Origin of the sequence: Tamaricihabitans halophyticus, assembly GCF_004340875.1 — a bacterium.
Lineage (GTDB): Bacteria > Actinomycetota > Actinomycetes > Mycobacteriales > Pseudonocardiaceae > Tamaricihabitans > Tamaricihabitans halophyticus.
The window spans coordinates 1-15,167 of record NZ_SLXQ01000007.1 but is presented as its reverse complement, the minus strand read 5'-3'; the positions used below and the strand labels follow the sequence as shown (position 1 = coordinate 15,167).

The window sequence follows — 15,167 nt, the reverse complement described above, 5'->3', positions numbered from 1 at the left end:
CCATCCTCACCTGGAAACCGGACGATACCTGTCCGCTTTGCCTGCGAGGCTACCGCCATGACCAAGACCGAACTCGACTGGAACCAGGCCTTACTTTCGCAGTGGGAGGCGCATTGGAACCGCCAGCTCCGTCCCCGGCTCGACGGACTCACCGATGACGAGTACTTCTGGTCGCCGGTACCGGACTGCTGGAATGTACGTCCGCGCGGAAGCGGGACGGCACCGATGCGAGTGGGCGGCGGCGACTTCACCATCGACTACGCCATCCCAGAGCCCGCTCCCCCGCCATTCACCACGATCGCCTGGCGGCTCGGGCATGTCATCGTTGGTGTGCTCGCCGCTCGCAACGGGCAACATTTCGGCGCGCCGGCAGCAGGTTACGAATCCTGGGACTACGCTGGTGATTCCGGCACCGCGCTCGAGCAACTCGAAGCCCAAGTCGACGTATGGTTGACCGGTGTGCGCCACCTTGGTCCGGCGGGCCTGCGCGCGCCGATCGGTGATACCGAACCGTTTCCGGAGGCGCCCATGGCCGATCTGGTGCTGCATATTCACCGCGAACTGATTCACCACCTGTCCGAGGTCTGCCTACTGCGTGACCTTTACCAGCACACGATGCATACAGCGAATGGAGCCACCCGATGACCCGCGAACTCCAGGTCACCTTCGATGCCCACGATCCACGCGCGCTGTCGCTGTTCTGGCGCGAGGTCCTTGGCTATGTGCATCCGAGCCCGCCGGGCGTGGAGACGGTCGACGAGGCGGATCCGTTCGCCGCGTGGGACGAGTTCCTCACGCGCATCGGCGTACCGGAAGATGAACATCACTCGAGGGCCGCCATCGAGGATCCGTCTGGCCAAGGTCCTCGGGTGTTTTTCCAGCGGGTTCCCGAGGACAAGATCTGTAAGAACAGGGTGCACCTCGACGTACGGGCCGCTCCCGGCATGGAGGGCGCGGAGCGCATGGCCACGCTGGACGCCGAGTGCGACCGGCTCGTCGGGCTCGGCGCGACTCGCATCCGCCGAACCGAACCGGAGCCACCGCTGGAAGCCGGTTACATCGTGCTGGCCGATCCGGAGGGAAACGAGTTCTGTCTGGACTGAGCGAGCAGCGAACTATCGACGCGGCCGTACGTCATGTCGCCAGATCAAGGGCGATGAGTCGTTCGGCGGCGTCCCACAGTTCCTGTTCGCGCCGCGGGTGGTAAGACTCCGCCGACGAAGAGGTCACCTTGTCGCGGTCGATGTAGCAGCCGCTCGGAGCTGGCGTGCCGCCAAGGACGGCCTCGGCGAGGCACCTGCCCGCGACGTGACGGTGGGTGCCGAACGGCGTGTAAGCCAGTATCGGCAGGACTCTGCGCATCAGGAAGCGGTCAAGGGGACCAGCGTTGCGGGCGAGACCTGTGCCGGGGACGAAGCCCGGGTTGTAGGCGATGACGTCCACCCCGGCAGGCAGGCGGCGAGCGTACTCGTGTACCAGGTAGATCGCGGCCAGCTTGCTGGTCGAATAGGCGGTACGCCCGGCGGCCGCGGTCTCGGGCTCGGCGAAGGCACGCGTCCGGGCGAGGACACCGGGCGCGTCCCATGCAGGGCCGGGCACCATGCCCATGTTGTGTTTGCGATCGCCGAAATGCGTGTCGCTGACCGTGATCACCATCCGGCCGCCGGCGGCGAAGCGATCTTCGAACGCGCGGACGAACACGTGGTTGGCCAGTACGTTCACCATGAACGTCGACTCGATCCCCTCCGGGCCTTCGGTGAGGTTGTTGGTGTACTGGATGCCCGCGTTGCCCACGAAGTGCCGCAGCGGCGGCAGGTCACCCCGGTCGAGCCGGTCGCGGATCTCGCCGGCCGCCGAACGGAGGCTCCGCAGCGAGTTCAGGTCCGCCTCGACGTATGAAACGTTGCCGCCGAACCGCGTGCTGGTGGATTCGCGGACGACGACTACGAGATGGACATCCGGCGACTGGCGCAGGATGTGCTCGGCGGCGATTCGGCCAATACCGCGGCTCGCGCCGGTCATCACGATGGTGTGCTGCATGGACGGCTCCCTGCTGGTCGGTGCGCCGTGATTGTCTTCGCGCGCGCCGCAGCCAGCCAGTGACGTGGATGTCCCTAGGACTCGCGGTACCCAGGCTCAACGATCACTGTGCCGCCAGAATGGACCCATGTCTGAATTCGGCGAGCTCCTCCGCGGCTGGCGCGACCGGCTTTCCCCCGTCGACGCCGGCTTCACCGCGACGAACGGCAGGCGCGCGCCCGGACTGCGACGTGAGGAGCTGGCGCAGCTGGCCGGACTCTCGGTCGACTACGTCTTGCGGTTGGAACAGGGCCGCGCGCGGAACCCCTCTGCCCAGGTCGTCGGCGCACTCGCCAGGACCCTGCAGCTGTCCCGGACCGAACGTGACCAGCTCTACCGCAGCGCGGGGCTGCTGCCGCCGCGGGACGGCACGATCAGCACCCATATTCCCGCGAGCATCCAGCGGCTCGCCGTGCGCCTCGGGGACGTTCCGATCGGCGTGTTCACGGCTGACTGGACGCTGGTGTGGTGGAACGCCATGTGGTGCTCCCTCAACGGCGATCCCTCCGCGCTCCCGGCGGAGCAACGCAACCTCGCCCTGGCCCTGTTCGGCAACAACGGCCCGGCCCTGCCGCCCATGGAGACCGAACGCGGACTCGACGTCTTCGAAGCGTCGATCGTCGCCGACCTCAAGGACGCCGTCTCCCGCTATCCCGCGGACGGTCAGCTCGATCGGCTCGTCCAGCACCTCCGTGCGGAGTCGAAAGCCTTCGCGCACCACTGGGTCACGGAGTTCGCTGCTCGGCATACGAGCGAGCAGAAGACGTTCCACCACCCAGACGTCGGCGAGATCCTGCTTGACTGCGATGTCCTCCTGGCCCCAGGTGCGGACCTCCGCATGGTCACCTACACCGCGGCAACCGGAACCACCGACGCCGGAAAGCTCGATCTCCTCCGCGTCACCTGCGCGCAGACCACCGGCGCCGGGAACCACGTTCTGCCTGGACCGCGCGGTACGCGAGCTATCGACGCAGGCCGTTGAGTACGGCGCGGGCAACCGGGCTCGGGTACTCGTCCTGGAGGTCGAGCGGCTCCTTGGCGTGTAGCGGCGGTTGAGCCATGAACCGGGGCGTACGTCCGTGATGCGGCTGCGCGGCATGCACCAGGAACGGGTGGCACAGGTAGACGTCGCCCAAGGTGCCTGTCGCGAGCGTGACGGGTCGGTTTTCGGACGCGGAAGCGGCGTCGCGGCACAGCGACATCCACTCGCGCCCTTCGTCGGCGCAGGACTCGAGAAGTGGCGGGACGTCGAGATGGGAGCCGACGCGGATCCGCGTCGGTGCGTCGTCCGGGCCGACCTCCGAGAACAGGAACAGCATCAGCAATGCCCGTTCTCGGGAACGGAGGTTGAGCCTGCCCTCCCCTTCCGGCCCGGCGTAGCTGGCCTCCACATGCCACCCGTCATCGCCGGGTTCCTCCGAACTGGGAAAACGGACGGGGAAAGTGCCGAGTCCGATACGGGGAAGCCAGCGCCCAGGGCCGACCAGTTGATCGAAGGCTTCGTGCAGCACGGCGGTGGTCGCGGCCTCCTGGAATGGGGGTGTCGCGAAGCCGCCCAGTCGAACGACCGGCTCGGTCCACGTCGCCGGATCTTCCCGGGCGTATCCGGTGGCCGCCCACAGTTCGTCCAAGCAGCGTTCTCCTACCTCGGCGGGAAAGGCCCCTTCGAGCTTGACGAAGCCGTCGTCAACGAACCGCTCGATCTGCTCAGAGCTGAGCTGCACGGAAGGGTCCAATCATCGGGAGTCGAGGTGTCGCCCCATGCTGCGGGCAACGAACAACCCGATCAACCTGTTTTCGGATGGCCACGACCGTCGTGGTGTGGACTGTCGCCCCTGGTGGCGGCCTCGGGCGCCCCGTACCCTGTTGCCATGTCGGCCAGATCGCGCCGCGCCAGCGTCGAGGACGTGCATGAGCTGGCGTACGGGATGCCTCATGTCACGGTCGTCCACGGCTCAAGTGGCAATCCGGTCTACCAAGTCGGCCAACGATCGTTCGTGTTCTTCCGCAATCCCCGCCCCGATGCCGTCGACCCCGACAGTGGCGAACGCTATCCGGATGTGGTCGTGTTCTGGGTGCCGTCGGAATCGGACAAGCAGGCACTTGTTCAGGACCAAACATCACCGTTCTTCACCACGCCGCATTTCGATGGGCACCAGTCAGTACTGGTCAGGGCCAGCCGGATCGGCGAACTGACCCTGCGGGAGCTCACCGAGATTGTCCAGGACGCATGGCTCTCCCGGGCCTCACCGACCAGGGCAGCCGCCTGGCTCAACGCCTGGCGAGGTACCTGAACTAGGCGTCATTTCCGGTTACGCCCAGTTCGGACGTGAGGCGCGCAGTTCCGCGCGGTGGCGCGGATCGGCAAGACGCGCGAGCGCTTCGGCGCGTTCCGACAACGAGCAGGCGCGAATATCCGCCGCGCCCCATTCGGTCACGACTACGTCGATATCGCTCTTCGGCGTGGTCACCGGGCCGCTCAGTTGCCCAACGATCCGTCCGGTACCCGATGGCGCGGTCGCGGCCAGCGCCACGATCGCCATCCCGCCTGCGCTTGCTCGGCACGCGCGAAAGAAGTCAAGCTGTCCGCCGATTCCACCGACGTATCGATCCCCGATCGCTTCCGAGTTGACCTGGCCAAGCAGATCCACTTCAATCGCCGCGTTGATCGCAACCAAGGGGCCGTCTCGCGAGATCGCCTCCGGCGAGATCTGCTCCGTAATCGGTGCAAGATAGACGATGTCCGACTCGTCCAGAAACCGGTAGAGCCGCTCCGTCCCCACGGCCATGCCGACCACACAGCTGCCCGGCTCAGCGTCCAGGGCGCCCGCTTCCTGAAGGTCCACCAACCAGTCACCGACCAAACCAGACCGGACCCGCAGACCTCGGTGACCGCGCAGTTCCCAGCCGATCGCCTCCGCCAGGGCGCCGACGCCCAGCTGAATCGTCGCCCCGGAGGGCACCAGCTCCGCCACCTTCACCGCGACGTCGCGCTCCACTTCGCTCGGCGCTCGCGCGGGAGAGCCCGCAAGCGCGCGGCTTGTCGAAATCGACGCCGTGACCAGCGAACTGTGCAGCCGGCGTGCCGCGTTCGGGCGCGGCATATTCGGGTTCACCTCGACGAGCACGACTCGTGCCCGCTCCGCCGCGACAACGGCGTAGTCGACGGTGGCTCCCAAACTGTAGTAGCCATCGTCATCTGGCGGACCAACCTGCAGTAGCACCACATCGGCGCGCAGATGCCCGCTGGTCAACAGCTCTTCGAACCGGCTGTAGTTCCACGGGACGAGCTGCAGCAGCCCCTTGTCGCTCAGCTCGCGCAGGCCGCCGTGCGCGACATAGCTCTTGACCGTAGGCCGACTCTCGGTTGCCCCGGCCCAGGCATCGCTCACCGTATAGCCGCAGAGCGCGGTGAGATCGGGGATGCAAACCGCCGCTTCGATGAGTTTCGCAACGAGTTCCGGTGGCTCGGCGGCCGCTTGCCCGACCACCACCGTGTCGCCAGGACGTAGGTACTTCGTGATGTCGAAAGTGGACACCGCGACACTCCTTCGCATCACTGGTTCGCAAGGGCTGGCAGCCATCGAAGCAAGTCGCGATAAAATATATCGTATCTCGATTGGCGAGTGTTGGTGCGTGGCCCGCCCTTCGATTCCCGCACCGGAACGCGGCTCAGTGATCCCAGAAGCCCTGCGCTTCGAGTAAGGCGACGGCGTGGTCACCAGCGTCGGCGAAATGCTTTTCCATCGCGGTTCGGGACCGTGCCGCGGTCCGCGCGGTCAAGGCGCGCAGAATCTTCCGATGATCCTCGTGCGCCTTCTCCGGCCATTCCTGGTGTGCCACATAGAAACCATGCGGCAAGGTGCGGGACATGATGCCCAGTATCGAGGTCAACCGACGTGAGTCCGCGGCATAGTTGATCCGTCGATGAAACTCGAAGTTCAGTGACTCCTGCTCTTCCGGGCCGACTCCGGACTCCATCCGGTCCGCGATATCCGTCAGCGCCAGCAGGCTGGCTTTGGGCATGTTCTTCGCCGCGCGTTCGGCGGCCAACCCCGATACGACGCCGAACACCCGATAGTGGTCCTGGATATCGTTCCGACTCAACCGGGCCACGAAAGCGCCGCGACGTGCGACGTTCTCGATGACGCCTTCATGTTCCAAGATCAGCAGCGCCTCGCGGATCGGGATCTTGCTGACGCCAAGCTGTTCGGCGAGCGCCTCCTGGTCAACCTTGCTTCCTGGGCGCAACTCGCCGGCGAAAACCTGTCTCCTGATCTCCTGTGCGGCGACCCCCTTCAGGTTCGACGGCAGGTTGGGGCGCGAGATCGCATCGTTCGCGCCAAGCCCGGCCACCATGTGCCCACACTCCGATCAGTGCTCACGCCTGCTGCTCAGGCTCTCGATACTAACGTCGCTGGCCCACCAGCATCCGTCGGACCAGGCGTGACTGACGTCGCAACGCATGATCACTATCACATAGATCTGATAAAATATCCTCCTATGGCGATGCTTACGGCCAACAGCGGATACGTACCCACGGTGAGCAATGACGACTTCAACTCCGTGCGTCAACTTGTTCGCGAGTTTGTCCGCAGCACGGTCGTACCGCGCGAGCAGGAGATCATGGACGCGGACGCCGTCCCTACGGATCTACGCGAGCAGGCCGCCGCGATGGGCTTGTTCGGATACGCCATACCCCAGGAATGGGGCGGTCTTGGACTTGATCTCGCCCAGGACGTCGAGCTGGCCATGGAGCTGGGCTACACGTCGCTGGCGCTACGTTCGATGTTCGGCACGAACAACGGAATCGCCGGCCAGGTGTTGGTTGGTTTCGGCACCGAAGAGCAGAAGGCTGCCTGGCTTGCCCGAATCGCTTCCGGCGAGGTTGTGGCTTCGTTCGCATTGACGGAGCCTGGAGCGGGCTCCAATCCGGCGGGACTGCGTACTACGGCAGTACGTGAAGGCGATGAATGGGTGCTCGAGGGTCGCAAATGCTTCATCACCAATGCGCCCATCGCCGGCTTGTTCGTGGTTTTCGCCCGCACTCGGCCAGCCGACGAGTCCGGGACTGGTATCGCGGTGTTCCTGGTACCCGCAGACGCGCCTGGCATCGAGGTCGGCACCAAGGACAGGAAGATGGGCCAGGAAGGAGCCTGGACCGCGGAGGTGACGTTCTCCGGGGTACGCGTACCCAGCTCGGCGCTGGTCGGCGAGCAGGAGGAAGCCGGATACTCGGCAGCGATGACCGCCCTGGCACGGGGCCGAGTGCATATCGCGGCGCTCGCGGTGGGCGCGGCACAGCGCGCGCTCGACGAATCGGTCAACTATGCCGCATCGGCTACGCAAGGAGGGCGCCCCATTGGCGACTTCCAGCTCGTGCAGGCGATGCTCGCGGATCAGCAGGCTGGCGTGCTCGCCGGCCGCGCGCTCGTACGGGAGACCGCGCAGCGTTACGTCACGGGCGAAGACCGGCGCATCGGTCCTTCCGCGGCGAAGCTGTACTGCACGGAGATGGTCGGCAAGGTCGCCGATCTCGCCGTGCAGATCCACGGTGGTAGCGGCTATATGCGCGACGTTCCGGTTGAGCGGATCTATCGGGACGTTCGTGTGCTCCGGTTGTACGAGGGAACCAGCGAGATCCAGCGGCTGATCGTCGGCGGCGCCCTGGTGCGGGAAGCGCGGCGAAACCGCTAGTACTGGCCATCGAGGACAGCACGCGGCATCTGTTCGCCGGCCATCGACGAAAGGAAGCGGGTAGTGAAGCTCACCGAGGACGAGGAACAGATGGTCACCTTGGTCTCGGAGTTCGTCGACGAACGGGTGCGGCCGCGGGTACGCGAGTTCGAAGAGGACGATGTCTATCCCGCCGAGTTCATCGACGACATGAAGAAGCTCGGATTCTTCGGGCTTCTCGTGCCGGCTGAGTATGGTGGGGTCGACGTCAGCACGACCTGTTTCGCCAGGATCACCGAGGAACTGGCACGCGGCTGGATGAGCCTGGCCGGCGCGATCGGCGGACACTCCGTGATCACCTACCTGATCCGCGTTTTCGGGACCACCGAACAACGGGAGCGGTACCTGCCAGCAATGGCCACAGGCGCCGTGCGCGCGACGATGGCACTCACCGAACCGAGCGGTGGAAGCGACCTCCAAGCCATGCGCACGCACGCCACGCCCGATGGCGACGGTTGGTCAATTACCGGGTCGAAGACCTGGATCTCGAATGCGGCCCATTCGGATCTCATCGGCCTGCTGTGCCGCACCGACCGCACCGCGGAGCCGGCTCATCAAGGGATGAGTGTGCTGCTCGTCGAGCCAGGCGAAGGACTGAGTATTTCGGAGAAGCTGCCGAAGCTCGGCTACCGCGGAATCGAGGCCTGCGAACTGGCCTTCGATCAGCGGCGGGTACCAGCCGAAGCGCTACTCGGCGGCACCCCACACCAGGGTTGGGCACAGATGATGCGTGGCCTGGAAGTCGGCCGGATCCAGGTGGCCGCGCGGGCGCTCGGCGTTGGCCAGGCGGCACTGGATGCCGCGGTGCGTTACGCGCAGGAACGCGAGTCCTTTGGCAAGCCCATCTGGAAACACCAGTCCGTCGGCAACCAGTTGGCCGATATGGCCACCAAGATGCACGCTGCCCGATTGCTCACCCTGGACGCCGCGGAACGGCTCGACGCCGGCCAGCGCGCCGATATGGAAGCGGGGATGGCCAAACTGTTCGCCTCCGAATCGGCGATGCAGGTTGCCCTCGACGCGCTACGAGTGCACGGGGGCTACGGCTACTCGAAGGAGTACGACGTCGAACGGTACTTCCGGGACGCACCACTGATGATCGTGGGCGAAGGGACCAACGAGATCCAACGCAATGTGATCGCCGCGCAACTCATCGCCCGCAGCGGGATATAACGGGAACGGAGTCAGTATGTCAGCGACACGGCAACCTTTGCTGAACGAACGGACCGCGGTGATCACCGGAGGTGCACAGGGCATCGGTTACGCCATCGCGGAGCTGTACGTGGCCGAGGGCGCTCGAGTGGTCCTCGGCGATCTGGACGGTGCCGCCGCGGAGCAGGCAGCACAGCGGTTGGGTGGCCCTGCGCGGGCCCGCGGGATCCGCTGTGACGTCACCGACGGCGCCGATGTTGACGCGCTGCTCGCCGCTGCCGCTGAGGCCTTCTCCCCCGTCGACGTGCTGGTCAACAACGCGGGGATCACCAGGGACGCGACCATGCGCACGATGACCGAAGAACAGTTCGACCAGGTCATCGACGTTCACCTGAAGGGTAGCTGGAACGGCACTCGTAAGGCGGCGTCGATCATGCGCGAACGCAAACGTGGCGCGATCGTGAACATCTCGTCGCTGTCCGGCAAGGTCGGGATGGTTGGCCAGACGAACTACTCGGCGGCCAAGGCGGGAATAATCGGGCTGACCAAGGCGGCGGCCAAGGAGCTTGCCCATCATGGCGTTCGGGTCAACGCGATCCAACCTGGCTTGATTCGCTCGGCGATGACCGAAGCGATGCCGGCGAGGGCATGGGAGCAGAAGATGTCCGAAATTCCCATGGGGCGCGCCGGCGAGGTGGCCGAAGTTGCCTCCGTGGCGCTGTTTCTCGCCTCAGACATGTCGTCCTATCAAACCGGTACCGTGCTCGAGGTGACCGGCGGAAGGTTCATGTAGCCGTATGCGGAACTGGCAACCGCGGACCGTCAGCGATACCGAGCTGCTCGATCCCTATCCGGTCGCGACCTTTGCTGCGCTGCTCGACGACGGCCGCGCGACTCCGCGGCCTGGTGACGAACTGCCACCGCTGTGGCACTGGCTGGCGCTCGCCCGCTGGCCATCGTCCAGCGCGTTGGGTTCGGACGGGCACTCTGCCCGAGGATCCTTCCTGCCTCCAGTCGACCTCCCCCGTCGGATGTTCGCTGGCGGCGATGTCACGTTGCACCGGCCGCTACGGGTTGGCGATACCGTTCGACGCGAGTCGACCGTCGAGTCGGTCACGGAGAAGTCCGGTCGTTCCGGCGCATTGGTCGTCGTGGTTGTCCGAACCCGACTGTTCGATGCGGACGGTTCGCTCTGCGTTGACGAACGTCAGGATCTGATCTATCGGGAGTCCGGAACAACGCCACGGACGGTCGGAGCCGCCGGCACACCGCAACCGGTCGCCACGCCGCTTCGACGCGTCCAGGAATGGACGTGGAATTTCGCTACTGACCCAACGTTGCTGATGCGGTTTTCGGCCGCGACGGCGAACCCACATCGCATTCACTACGACTGGCCGTATGCGACCGGCGTGGAGGGCTATCCCGGGCTCGTGGTGCACGGCCCACTGATCACCTTGGCCCTTGCTGAGCTGCCCCGACTGGAGAACCACCCGGGACGCGTGATCCGGGTACGGCACCGGAGCAAGGCGCCGTTGTTCTGTGGCGAGCCCGCCCAGCTGCACGGTGAACGGACCGCGGACGGCCTTGTGCTGGAGTTGTTCGGTTCCGGCGGTAGTTCGTCCGGGGCGCACGCCAGCATGACCATGGATATCGAGTAGGAGGCAACAGTCATGCGTGACGCCGTGATCTGTGAACCGGTACGTACCCCGATCGGCGGGTTCGGTGGTTCCTTGAAAAGCCTGTCCGCGGCCGAACTTGGCACCATCGCATTGACTGGTTTGCTGCAGCGCACCGGGCTCGATCCGAATGTGGTGGACGATGTGGTACTCGGCCACTGCTATCCAAGCGCCGAAGCCCCCGCGATCGGTCGAGTGGTTGGCCTGGACGCTGGCCTATCGACCACCGTGCCCGGCATGCAGCTCGACCGGCGCTGTGGCTCCGGCTTGCAGTCGGTGCTACTCGCCGCCCAACAGGTGCAGGCGGGCGCCAGCGAGGTGATTATCGCTGGCGGCGCGGAAAGCATGAGCAACGCGATCTTCTACACCACCGACATGCGTTGGGGAAGCAAGAGCGGCAGCGTCACGATGCACGACACGCTCGCCCGAGGGCGAACGACACCGGGTGGCAAGCACTACCCGGTGCCCGGCGGGATGCTGGAAACGGCCGAGAATCTGCGCCGGGATTATGGCATCGGCCGGGAGGAACAAGACCAACTCGCCGTCGCCTCGCACCAGCGGGCGGTCGCCGCCCAGCAGTCCGGTGTCTACGCCGAGGAAACCGTCCCGGTAACAATCCAAACCAAGAAGGGCGACATCGTCGTCGATACGGATGAACATCCGCGCCCGGACTGTTCGATGGACTCACTCAGCAAACTCCGCCCGATACTGGGCAAGCAGGATTCCGCGGCGACGGTCACGGCGGGCAACGCCAGTGGCCAGAACGACGCGGCGGCCCTGTGCATCGTCACTCACCCGGACCGGGCCGCCGAGCTCGGCCTGCGCCCGCTGGCGCGCCTCGTGTCCTGGGGTGTCGCGGGCGTCGCGCCGAAGATCATGGGGATCGGTCCGGTTTCGGCGACGACGACCGCCCTGGCCAGGGCCAACCTGACGATATCCGATATCGACCTGATCGAGCTGAATGAAGCCTTCGCCGCGCAGGTACTCGCCTGCACTCGGGAGTGGGGATTCGGCGCGACCGATTTCGACCGGCTCAACGTGCACGGCTCGGGTATCTCGCTCGGCCACCCCGTTGGCGCCACCGGAGCCCGGATCCTGGCCACCATGACCCGGGAGATGCAGCGTCGGGACGCGCGCTATGGCCTCGAAACCATGTGCATCGGCGGCGGCCAGGGGCTCGCGGCGGTTTTCGAGAAGGTCAACGGCTGAGCCGTCCGATTCGCCGCGAGCCTCGACAGGCAGCAGGCTCGCCATCGTCAGCTAGGCCGCTCCGCTTCGCCTGCTACGCAACCACAACCGCAGGCCGAACGCACCGAGCCCCAGGATGGCGACTCCCGCGCCGATTCCAACCAGCAGCGCTGGCCTACTTGTCGTCGTCACGCCGTCCACGCGTACCGCGGCGGTGTTGGCGACCAGGTCATACATCACCTCGGCCGGGTAGTCCTTCACCTTCGCGTACTGCGGCGGATCCGAGGGTTGCCCGGTGATGTTCAGGGTGAGCTCGAAGTCGATGTCGATTGGGGTGTCATCCATGCGCGGATGCGCGAGCTGGACCATGATGTAGTAGTCGCCGGCGAGACTCGCCACTTCGGCCTCGATGCTGCCGGACTCCCGGTTTCCGTGATAGACGGGCGCGGTCTGGATCGGACCGAGTTCGGTCGACCTACCTCCGTAGGCACCAGTGGCGCCGAGGTCATACCCGTTAGCACGGACCGGGTTGTACACCCTGGTCAACATATTGGTGATGCCCTGAGTTCCGGAGTCACCGAAATGCACTTGATAGGACAACCCCTGTCCCCAGTCCAGGGGCACTCGATAGAACGCGGCCTCGCCATACCCGATCCGGTCAGTGTAGATGCCACTACCGGTCAATTCGGTGGCTTTGTTGAATGAGCTACCGCCGACGGCTTCCTGAGCTTGTCCGCTCGGCTCCGCGAACGGCACCTCCTCCGTCGAGGACGTCTGTTCCCCACGCGCCGGTGGCTCGAAGGCGACTAGGATCTCGATGTCCCGCTCACCTTCCGCGCGGCCCGAGTCGCCTCGCTCAACACGAAGGAAGTACCGCCCTTCTCCGGTGTAGCAGTCCGCGTCCTCCGAGATATCGGCGTAGACGGATGGCGTGTTGTGCGACGTCCAGTTCATATCACTGTCCACGACCCGGTCACTGTCGCACTGGTCGTCGTTCCGGTTGATCAGCTTCAAGTCCACATAGGATGCGGCGGTACCACCCTGCCCCTCATCAGCCGGTCGAATCAGGGTGGCCGCCGCGTGGACGCCCATCCCGTCCGGCACGTCAACGCGGTAATAGCGGGCCGCGCCCGTTCCGATCCGATCCAGGTACTGCCCCGGCCGCAGCTCCGGGGCCTTGTTGAGGGTCTCGGTTCCCCGCACCCGAATGCCTTCGGATTCGTAGACGCGTAGCGCGCGTTCGGCGATCTTCGGCAGTTCCTCTTCAAGTGTGCCGGCATCCGGAGCATCCACGTAGTCACCGTCGCCAGCTTCGGCAATACACTCCAGCTCATTACGACCGGCTTCGTCGATATCAAAGCCAACCGCGTGCATCTTCAACTCGACCCCGGCATGGCCCAGACTCTTGGCAGCTTCGCACGCCTCGGGCGGCGCGCAGGTTTCCGCTCCGTCCGAGATCAACACGATGGAGCGGGGTCCCTCGTCGGGCAGCTCAGCCGCGGCGTGCTCGAGTGAGCCGCCGATCGGTGTCCAGCCACGCGCGTCGATATCGTCCACGGCGGACCGCATTCCGTCCCGGTCCATCGGTGCGACCTCGAAGGCCGTCTTGATGTCGGCGCAAGAAGCTTGCTCATCCGAGACTTCGGCCTCGCTCCCGTAGACGGTGAGGCCGACCTCCGCTTCGGCTGGCAGCTGGTCAATCATCTTGCGGAGTGCCGATTTGGCGGCATCCAGCTTGCTCCCGCCACTCGGGTCGTCCCCGTTCATCGAGTCCGAGGCATCTAGGACGAGCATGACGGGCGCGAGTTTCTCCTGCGTCTCGCGCCCATCCTGGGCGTAACTTGGCACTGCGAACAAGCCCAAGACAAGTATGCCGACAATCGATGTCACGGCGGTGAGGCTTGCCATGCGACCACGCTGGGCCCTATTCGTGAACATTGATTCAACCGTTCGTATCGCCGATATCCGTGAGACCAGGATTCTGACGAATACCCGTAAGCCTGGGTTCCTCGATAAGCAAAAGAATCGTATTTACTCGAATATCCGGATCTCAACACAAATATAGATAGTCTATATTTAATCAGTCGATGCTTGCTGTCGATTGTCACTGAGCTAAACGACAAAACCGCACGTCGCCGCGTGGTATTCGATTGCGCTACGGGTAAGGTACGGCGGCGTACCAGGAGGTACCGTGCCGTACGGTGAGCGATAAACAACCAGCTACACCCGTGCTCGGCCTTATCGGCTCGGCGACCGACGGCCTTGACGAACTTCTACCCAGCTTGATCGAGCCGATTCAAGCATCAGGTTGGCGAGTGGCCGTGACCCTCACGCCCACCGCCGCGACCTGGTTACGCGCGTCTGGTGACCTCGCCAGAATCGAGGCGGCGACCGGACTCCCGGTGCGCTCGCAGGCACGCTTGCCAATCCAGGTCAGCCCGCACCCACCGATCGACTGCTTCGCCGTGGCACCCGCCAGCGCGAACACAGTCGCTAAGCTCGCCGTCGGCATCGCGGACAACCAGGCACTGACATCCGTCAGCGAAGCGATCGGGTCTGGTGATCCGCCGATCGTCGTCTTCCCTCGGATCAATACCGCACATGCCCAGCACCCGGCTTGGCCCGGCCACGTCGCGACACTTCGCGGCGCCGGAGTGCGGGTACTCATCGGCGAGGACATCTGGCCGCTCCCCCAGCCGCGTGCCATACCGTCGCACGACGTTGCCTGGAGTCGGATCATCGACGCGATCGTGTCCACCCGCCAAGCACGGCAATAGCAGCTCAGGCAGGCCTTCCAGCTGACTTCGCCCAGGAAACCACCGCCCTCGGCACGCTCATGGGACACCGCCTGGACATCGCGCGCACAATGGCAGGGAAGCAGGCGAAGGGAATCTTCATGACCGACCACAATCTGCCACCGGCGCCGGATGGCGACTACGCCGAGTCCGGGGTACCAAGCTTTGACTATGTTCGCGACCAGATCGAGTCACGGTTCACCACCGCGCTCGGCTCCACCGAGCTGGCCGGCGAGCAGCCAGAAGCCGCCGAGTTCGAGGAGAAGTTCACCGCGCGAGAGCAGGCTGGCCGAGACAAGCTGGAGGAGATCCGGCGCTCGCTCAACAAAGACTGACCCGCCACGCCCTCAACGACCTCCGTCTACCCGGCGCGACCGCTTTGGCTGGTCAGATGACTGGTGTCAGCAACGTGCACACCGTTGCGGATTAGCACGCACTCATCGGGAACCCCTAAGGTTGATCTTGTTCAGGGATTGATCGCCCTGACCGCCCAGAAGCGATGGGGCGTGGCTTATCGGGTACTGCCGGTCGTATGGCTCTC

The 15,167-nt window shown here is 65.1% G+C and carries 16 protein-coding genes; 11 read left to right on the top strand and 5 right to left on the bottom strand.

Translation table 11 applies throughout. The annotated features are described in order from the left end of the window. Positions 1 to 57 precede the first annotated feature (57 nt). Together EV191_RS16645 and EV191_RS16640 are read left to right on the top strand one after the other, a co-directional pair. Positions 58 to 645 (top strand): DinB family protein, encoded by a 588-nt coding sequence (locus EV191_RS16645; protein WP_132878000.1) that lies wholly within the window; start codon positions 58 to 60, stop codon positions 643 to 645. Continuing rightward, positions 642 to 1,103 carry a VOC family protein gene (locus EV191_RS16640; RefSeq protein WP_132877999.1) on the top strand — a complete coding sequence of 154 codons (462 nt, stop codon included), beginning with the start codon at positions 642 to 644 and terminating at the stop codon, positions 1,101 to 1,103. The genes EV191_RS16645 and EV191_RS16640 overlap by 4 nt, the downstream gene beginning before the upstream one ends. Before the next feature lie 31 nt (positions 1,104 to 1,134). Here EV191_RS16640 and EV191_RS16635 read toward each other — a convergent pair whose 3' ends face one another. Then, a complete protein-coding gene (locus EV191_RS16635) occupies positions 1,135 to 2,040 on the bottom strand; it encodes an SDR family NAD(P)-dependent oxidoreductase (RefSeq protein WP_132877998.1) in 906 nt (301 codons plus the stop codon). Positions 2,041 to 2,167: 127 nt separating this feature from the next. On the opposite strand from EV191_RS16635, the gene EV191_RS16630 reads away from it, so the two are divergent. After that, positions 2,168 to 3,061 (top strand): helix-turn-helix transcriptional regulator, encoded by an 894-nt coding sequence (locus tag EV191_RS16630; protein ID WP_132877997.1) that lies wholly within the window; start codon positions 2,168 to 2,170, stop codon positions 3,059 to 3,061. Here EV191_RS16630 and EV191_RS16625 read toward each other — a convergent pair. Continuing rightward, a complete protein-coding gene (locus tag EV191_RS16625) occupies positions 3,042 to 3,803 on the bottom strand; it encodes a phytanoyl-CoA dioxygenase family protein (RefSeq protein ID WP_132877996.1) in 762 nt (253 codons plus the stop codon). The two genes, EV191_RS16630 and EV191_RS16625, sit on opposite strands and share 20 nt — an antisense overlap. A gap of 147 nt (positions 3,804 to 3,950) precedes the next feature. On the opposite strand from EV191_RS16625, the gene EV191_RS16620 reads away from it, so the two are divergent. Continuing rightward, positions 3,951 to 4,373, top strand: coding sequence for an MmcQ/YjbR family DNA-binding protein (locus tag EV191_RS16620; protein ID WP_132877995.1), 423 nt, complete (start codon positions 3,951 to 3,953; stop codon positions 4,371 to 4,373). Positions 4,374 to 4,391: 18 nt separating this feature from the next. On the opposite strand, the gene EV191_RS16615 is transcribed toward EV191_RS16620, so the two are convergent. Next, the gene (locus EV191_RS16615; RefSeq protein ID WP_165912980.1) at positions 4,392 to 5,618 is read right to left on the bottom strand and encodes an acetyl-CoA hydrolase/transferase family protein; all 1,227 of its coding nucleotides are present in this window, start codon (positions 5,616 to 5,618) and stop codon (positions 4,392 to 4,394) included. 133 nt (positions 5,619 to 5,751) lie between these two features. Beyond that, positions 5,752 to 6,438 carry a GntR family transcriptional regulator gene (locus EV191_RS16610; RefSeq protein ID WP_132877993.1) on the bottom strand — a complete coding sequence of 229 codons (687 nt, stop codon included), beginning with the start codon at positions 6,436 to 6,438 and terminating at the stop codon, positions 5,752 to 5,754. A gap of 150 nt (positions 6,439 to 6,588) precedes the next feature. Between EV191_RS16610 and EV191_RS16605 the strand changes: the two genes are divergently transcribed. The 5 genes from EV191_RS16605 (at position 6,589) to EV191_RS16585 (ending at position 11,852) form a co-directional block, all read left to right on the top strand. Beyond that, positions 6,589 to 7,776, top strand: a complete 1,188-nt coding sequence (locus tag EV191_RS16605) for an acyl-CoA dehydrogenase family protein (RefSeq protein ID WP_132878216.1) — start codon at positions 6,589 to 6,591, stop codon at positions 7,774 to 7,776. 63 nt (positions 7,777 to 7,839) lie between these two features. Further along, positions 7,840 to 8,988, top strand: coding sequence for an acyl-CoA dehydrogenase family protein (locus tag EV191_RS16600; RefSeq protein WP_132877992.1), 1,149 nt, complete (start codon positions 7,840 to 7,842; stop codon positions 8,986 to 8,988). Between the two features lie 16 nt (positions 8,989 to 9,004). Beyond that, positions 9,005 to 9,760 (top strand): 3-oxoacyl-ACP reductase FabG, encoded by a 756-nt coding sequence (gene fabG, locus EV191_RS16595; RefSeq protein ID WP_132877991.1) that lies wholly within the window; start codon positions 9,005 to 9,007, stop codon positions 9,758 to 9,760. Between the two features lie 4 nt (positions 9,761 to 9,764). Continuing rightward, positions 9,765 to 10,625, top strand: coding sequence for an HTD2 family dehydratase (locus tag EV191_RS16590; protein ID WP_132877990.1), 861 nt, complete (start codon positions 9,765 to 9,767; stop codon positions 10,623 to 10,625). A gap of 12 nt (positions 10,626 to 10,637) precedes the next feature. Next, entirely contained in the window at positions 10,638 to 11,852 is a 1,215-nt protein-coding gene (locus tag EV191_RS16585) for an acetyl-CoA C-acetyltransferase (RefSeq protein WP_132877989.1), read from the top strand. Between the two features lie 51 nt (positions 11,853 to 11,903). On the opposite strand, the gene EV191_RS16580 is transcribed toward EV191_RS16585, so the two are convergent. Continuing rightward, on the bottom strand, positions 11,904 to 13,739 hold the full coding sequence (locus EV191_RS16580) for a vWA domain-containing protein (RefSeq protein WP_165912979.1): 1,836 nt from the start codon (positions 13,737 to 13,739) through the stop codon (positions 11,904 to 11,906). Between the two features lie 293 nt (positions 13,740 to 14,032). Between EV191_RS16580 and EV191_RS16575 the strand changes: the two genes are divergently transcribed. Both EV191_RS16575 and EV191_RS16570 read left to right on the top strand, forming a co-directional pair. Beyond that, the gene (locus EV191_RS16575; protein WP_243659010.1) at positions 14,033 to 14,608 is read left to right on the top strand and encodes a flavoprotein; all 576 of its coding nucleotides are present in this window, start codon (positions 14,033 to 14,035) and stop codon (positions 14,606 to 14,608) included. A gap of 119 nt (positions 14,609 to 14,727) precedes the next feature. Further along, on the top strand, positions 14,728 to 14,961 hold the full coding sequence (locus EV191_RS16570; protein WP_132877987.1) for a hypothetical protein: 234 nt from the start codon (positions 14,728 to 14,730) through the stop codon (positions 14,959 to 14,961). Positions 14,962 to 15,167: the final 206 nt, after the last annotated feature.

Excerpts from the sequence above, each read along its gene's own strand:
- EV191_RS16605 (WP_132878216.1), top strand. The coding sequence starts at position 6,589 with ATGCTTACGGCCAACAGCGGATACGTACCCACGGTGAGCAATGACGAC.
- EV191_RS16580 (WP_165912979.1), bottom strand. The coding sequence starts at position 13,739 with ATGGCAAGCCTCACCGCCGTGACATCGATTGTCGGCATACTTGTCTTG.
- EV191_RS16585 (WP_132877989.1), top strand. The coding sequence starts at position 10,638 with ATGCGTGACGCCGTGATCTGTGAACCGGTACGTACCCCGATCGGCGGG.
- EV191_RS16590 (WP_132877990.1), top strand. The coding sequence starts at position 9,765 with ATGCGGAACTGGCAACCGCGGACCGTCAGCGATACCGAGCTGCTCGAT.
- EV191_RS16570 (WP_132877987.1), top strand. The coding sequence starts at position 14,728 with ATGACCGACCACAATCTGCCACCGGCGCCGGATGGCGACTACGCCGAG.
- EV191_RS16645 (WP_132878000.1), top strand. The coding sequence starts at position 58 with ATGACCAAGACCGAACTCGACTGGAACCAGGCCTTACTTTCGCAGTGG.
- EV191_RS16610 (WP_132877993.1), bottom strand. The coding sequence starts at position 6,438 with ATGGTGGCCGGGCTTGGCGCGAACGATGCGATCTCGCGCCCCAACCTG.
- fabG (WP_132877991.1), top strand. The coding sequence starts at position 9,005 with ATGTCAGCGACACGGCAACCTTTGCTGAACGAACGGACCGCGGTGATC.
- EV191_RS16630 (WP_132877997.1), top strand. The coding sequence starts at position 2,168 with ATGTCTGAATTCGGCGAGCTCCTCCGCGGCTGGCGCGACCGGCTTTCC.
- EV191_RS16635 (WP_132877998.1), bottom strand. The coding sequence starts at position 2,040 with ATGCAGCACACCATCGTGATGACCGGCGCGAGCCGCGGTATTGGCCGA.
- EV191_RS16640 (WP_132877999.1), top strand. The coding sequence starts at position 642 with ATGACCCGCGAACTCCAGGTCACCTTCGATGCCCACGATCCACGCGCG.
- EV191_RS16620 (WP_132877995.1), top strand. The coding sequence starts at position 3,951 with ATGTCGGCCAGATCGCGCCGCGCCAGCGTCGAGGACGTGCATGAGCTG.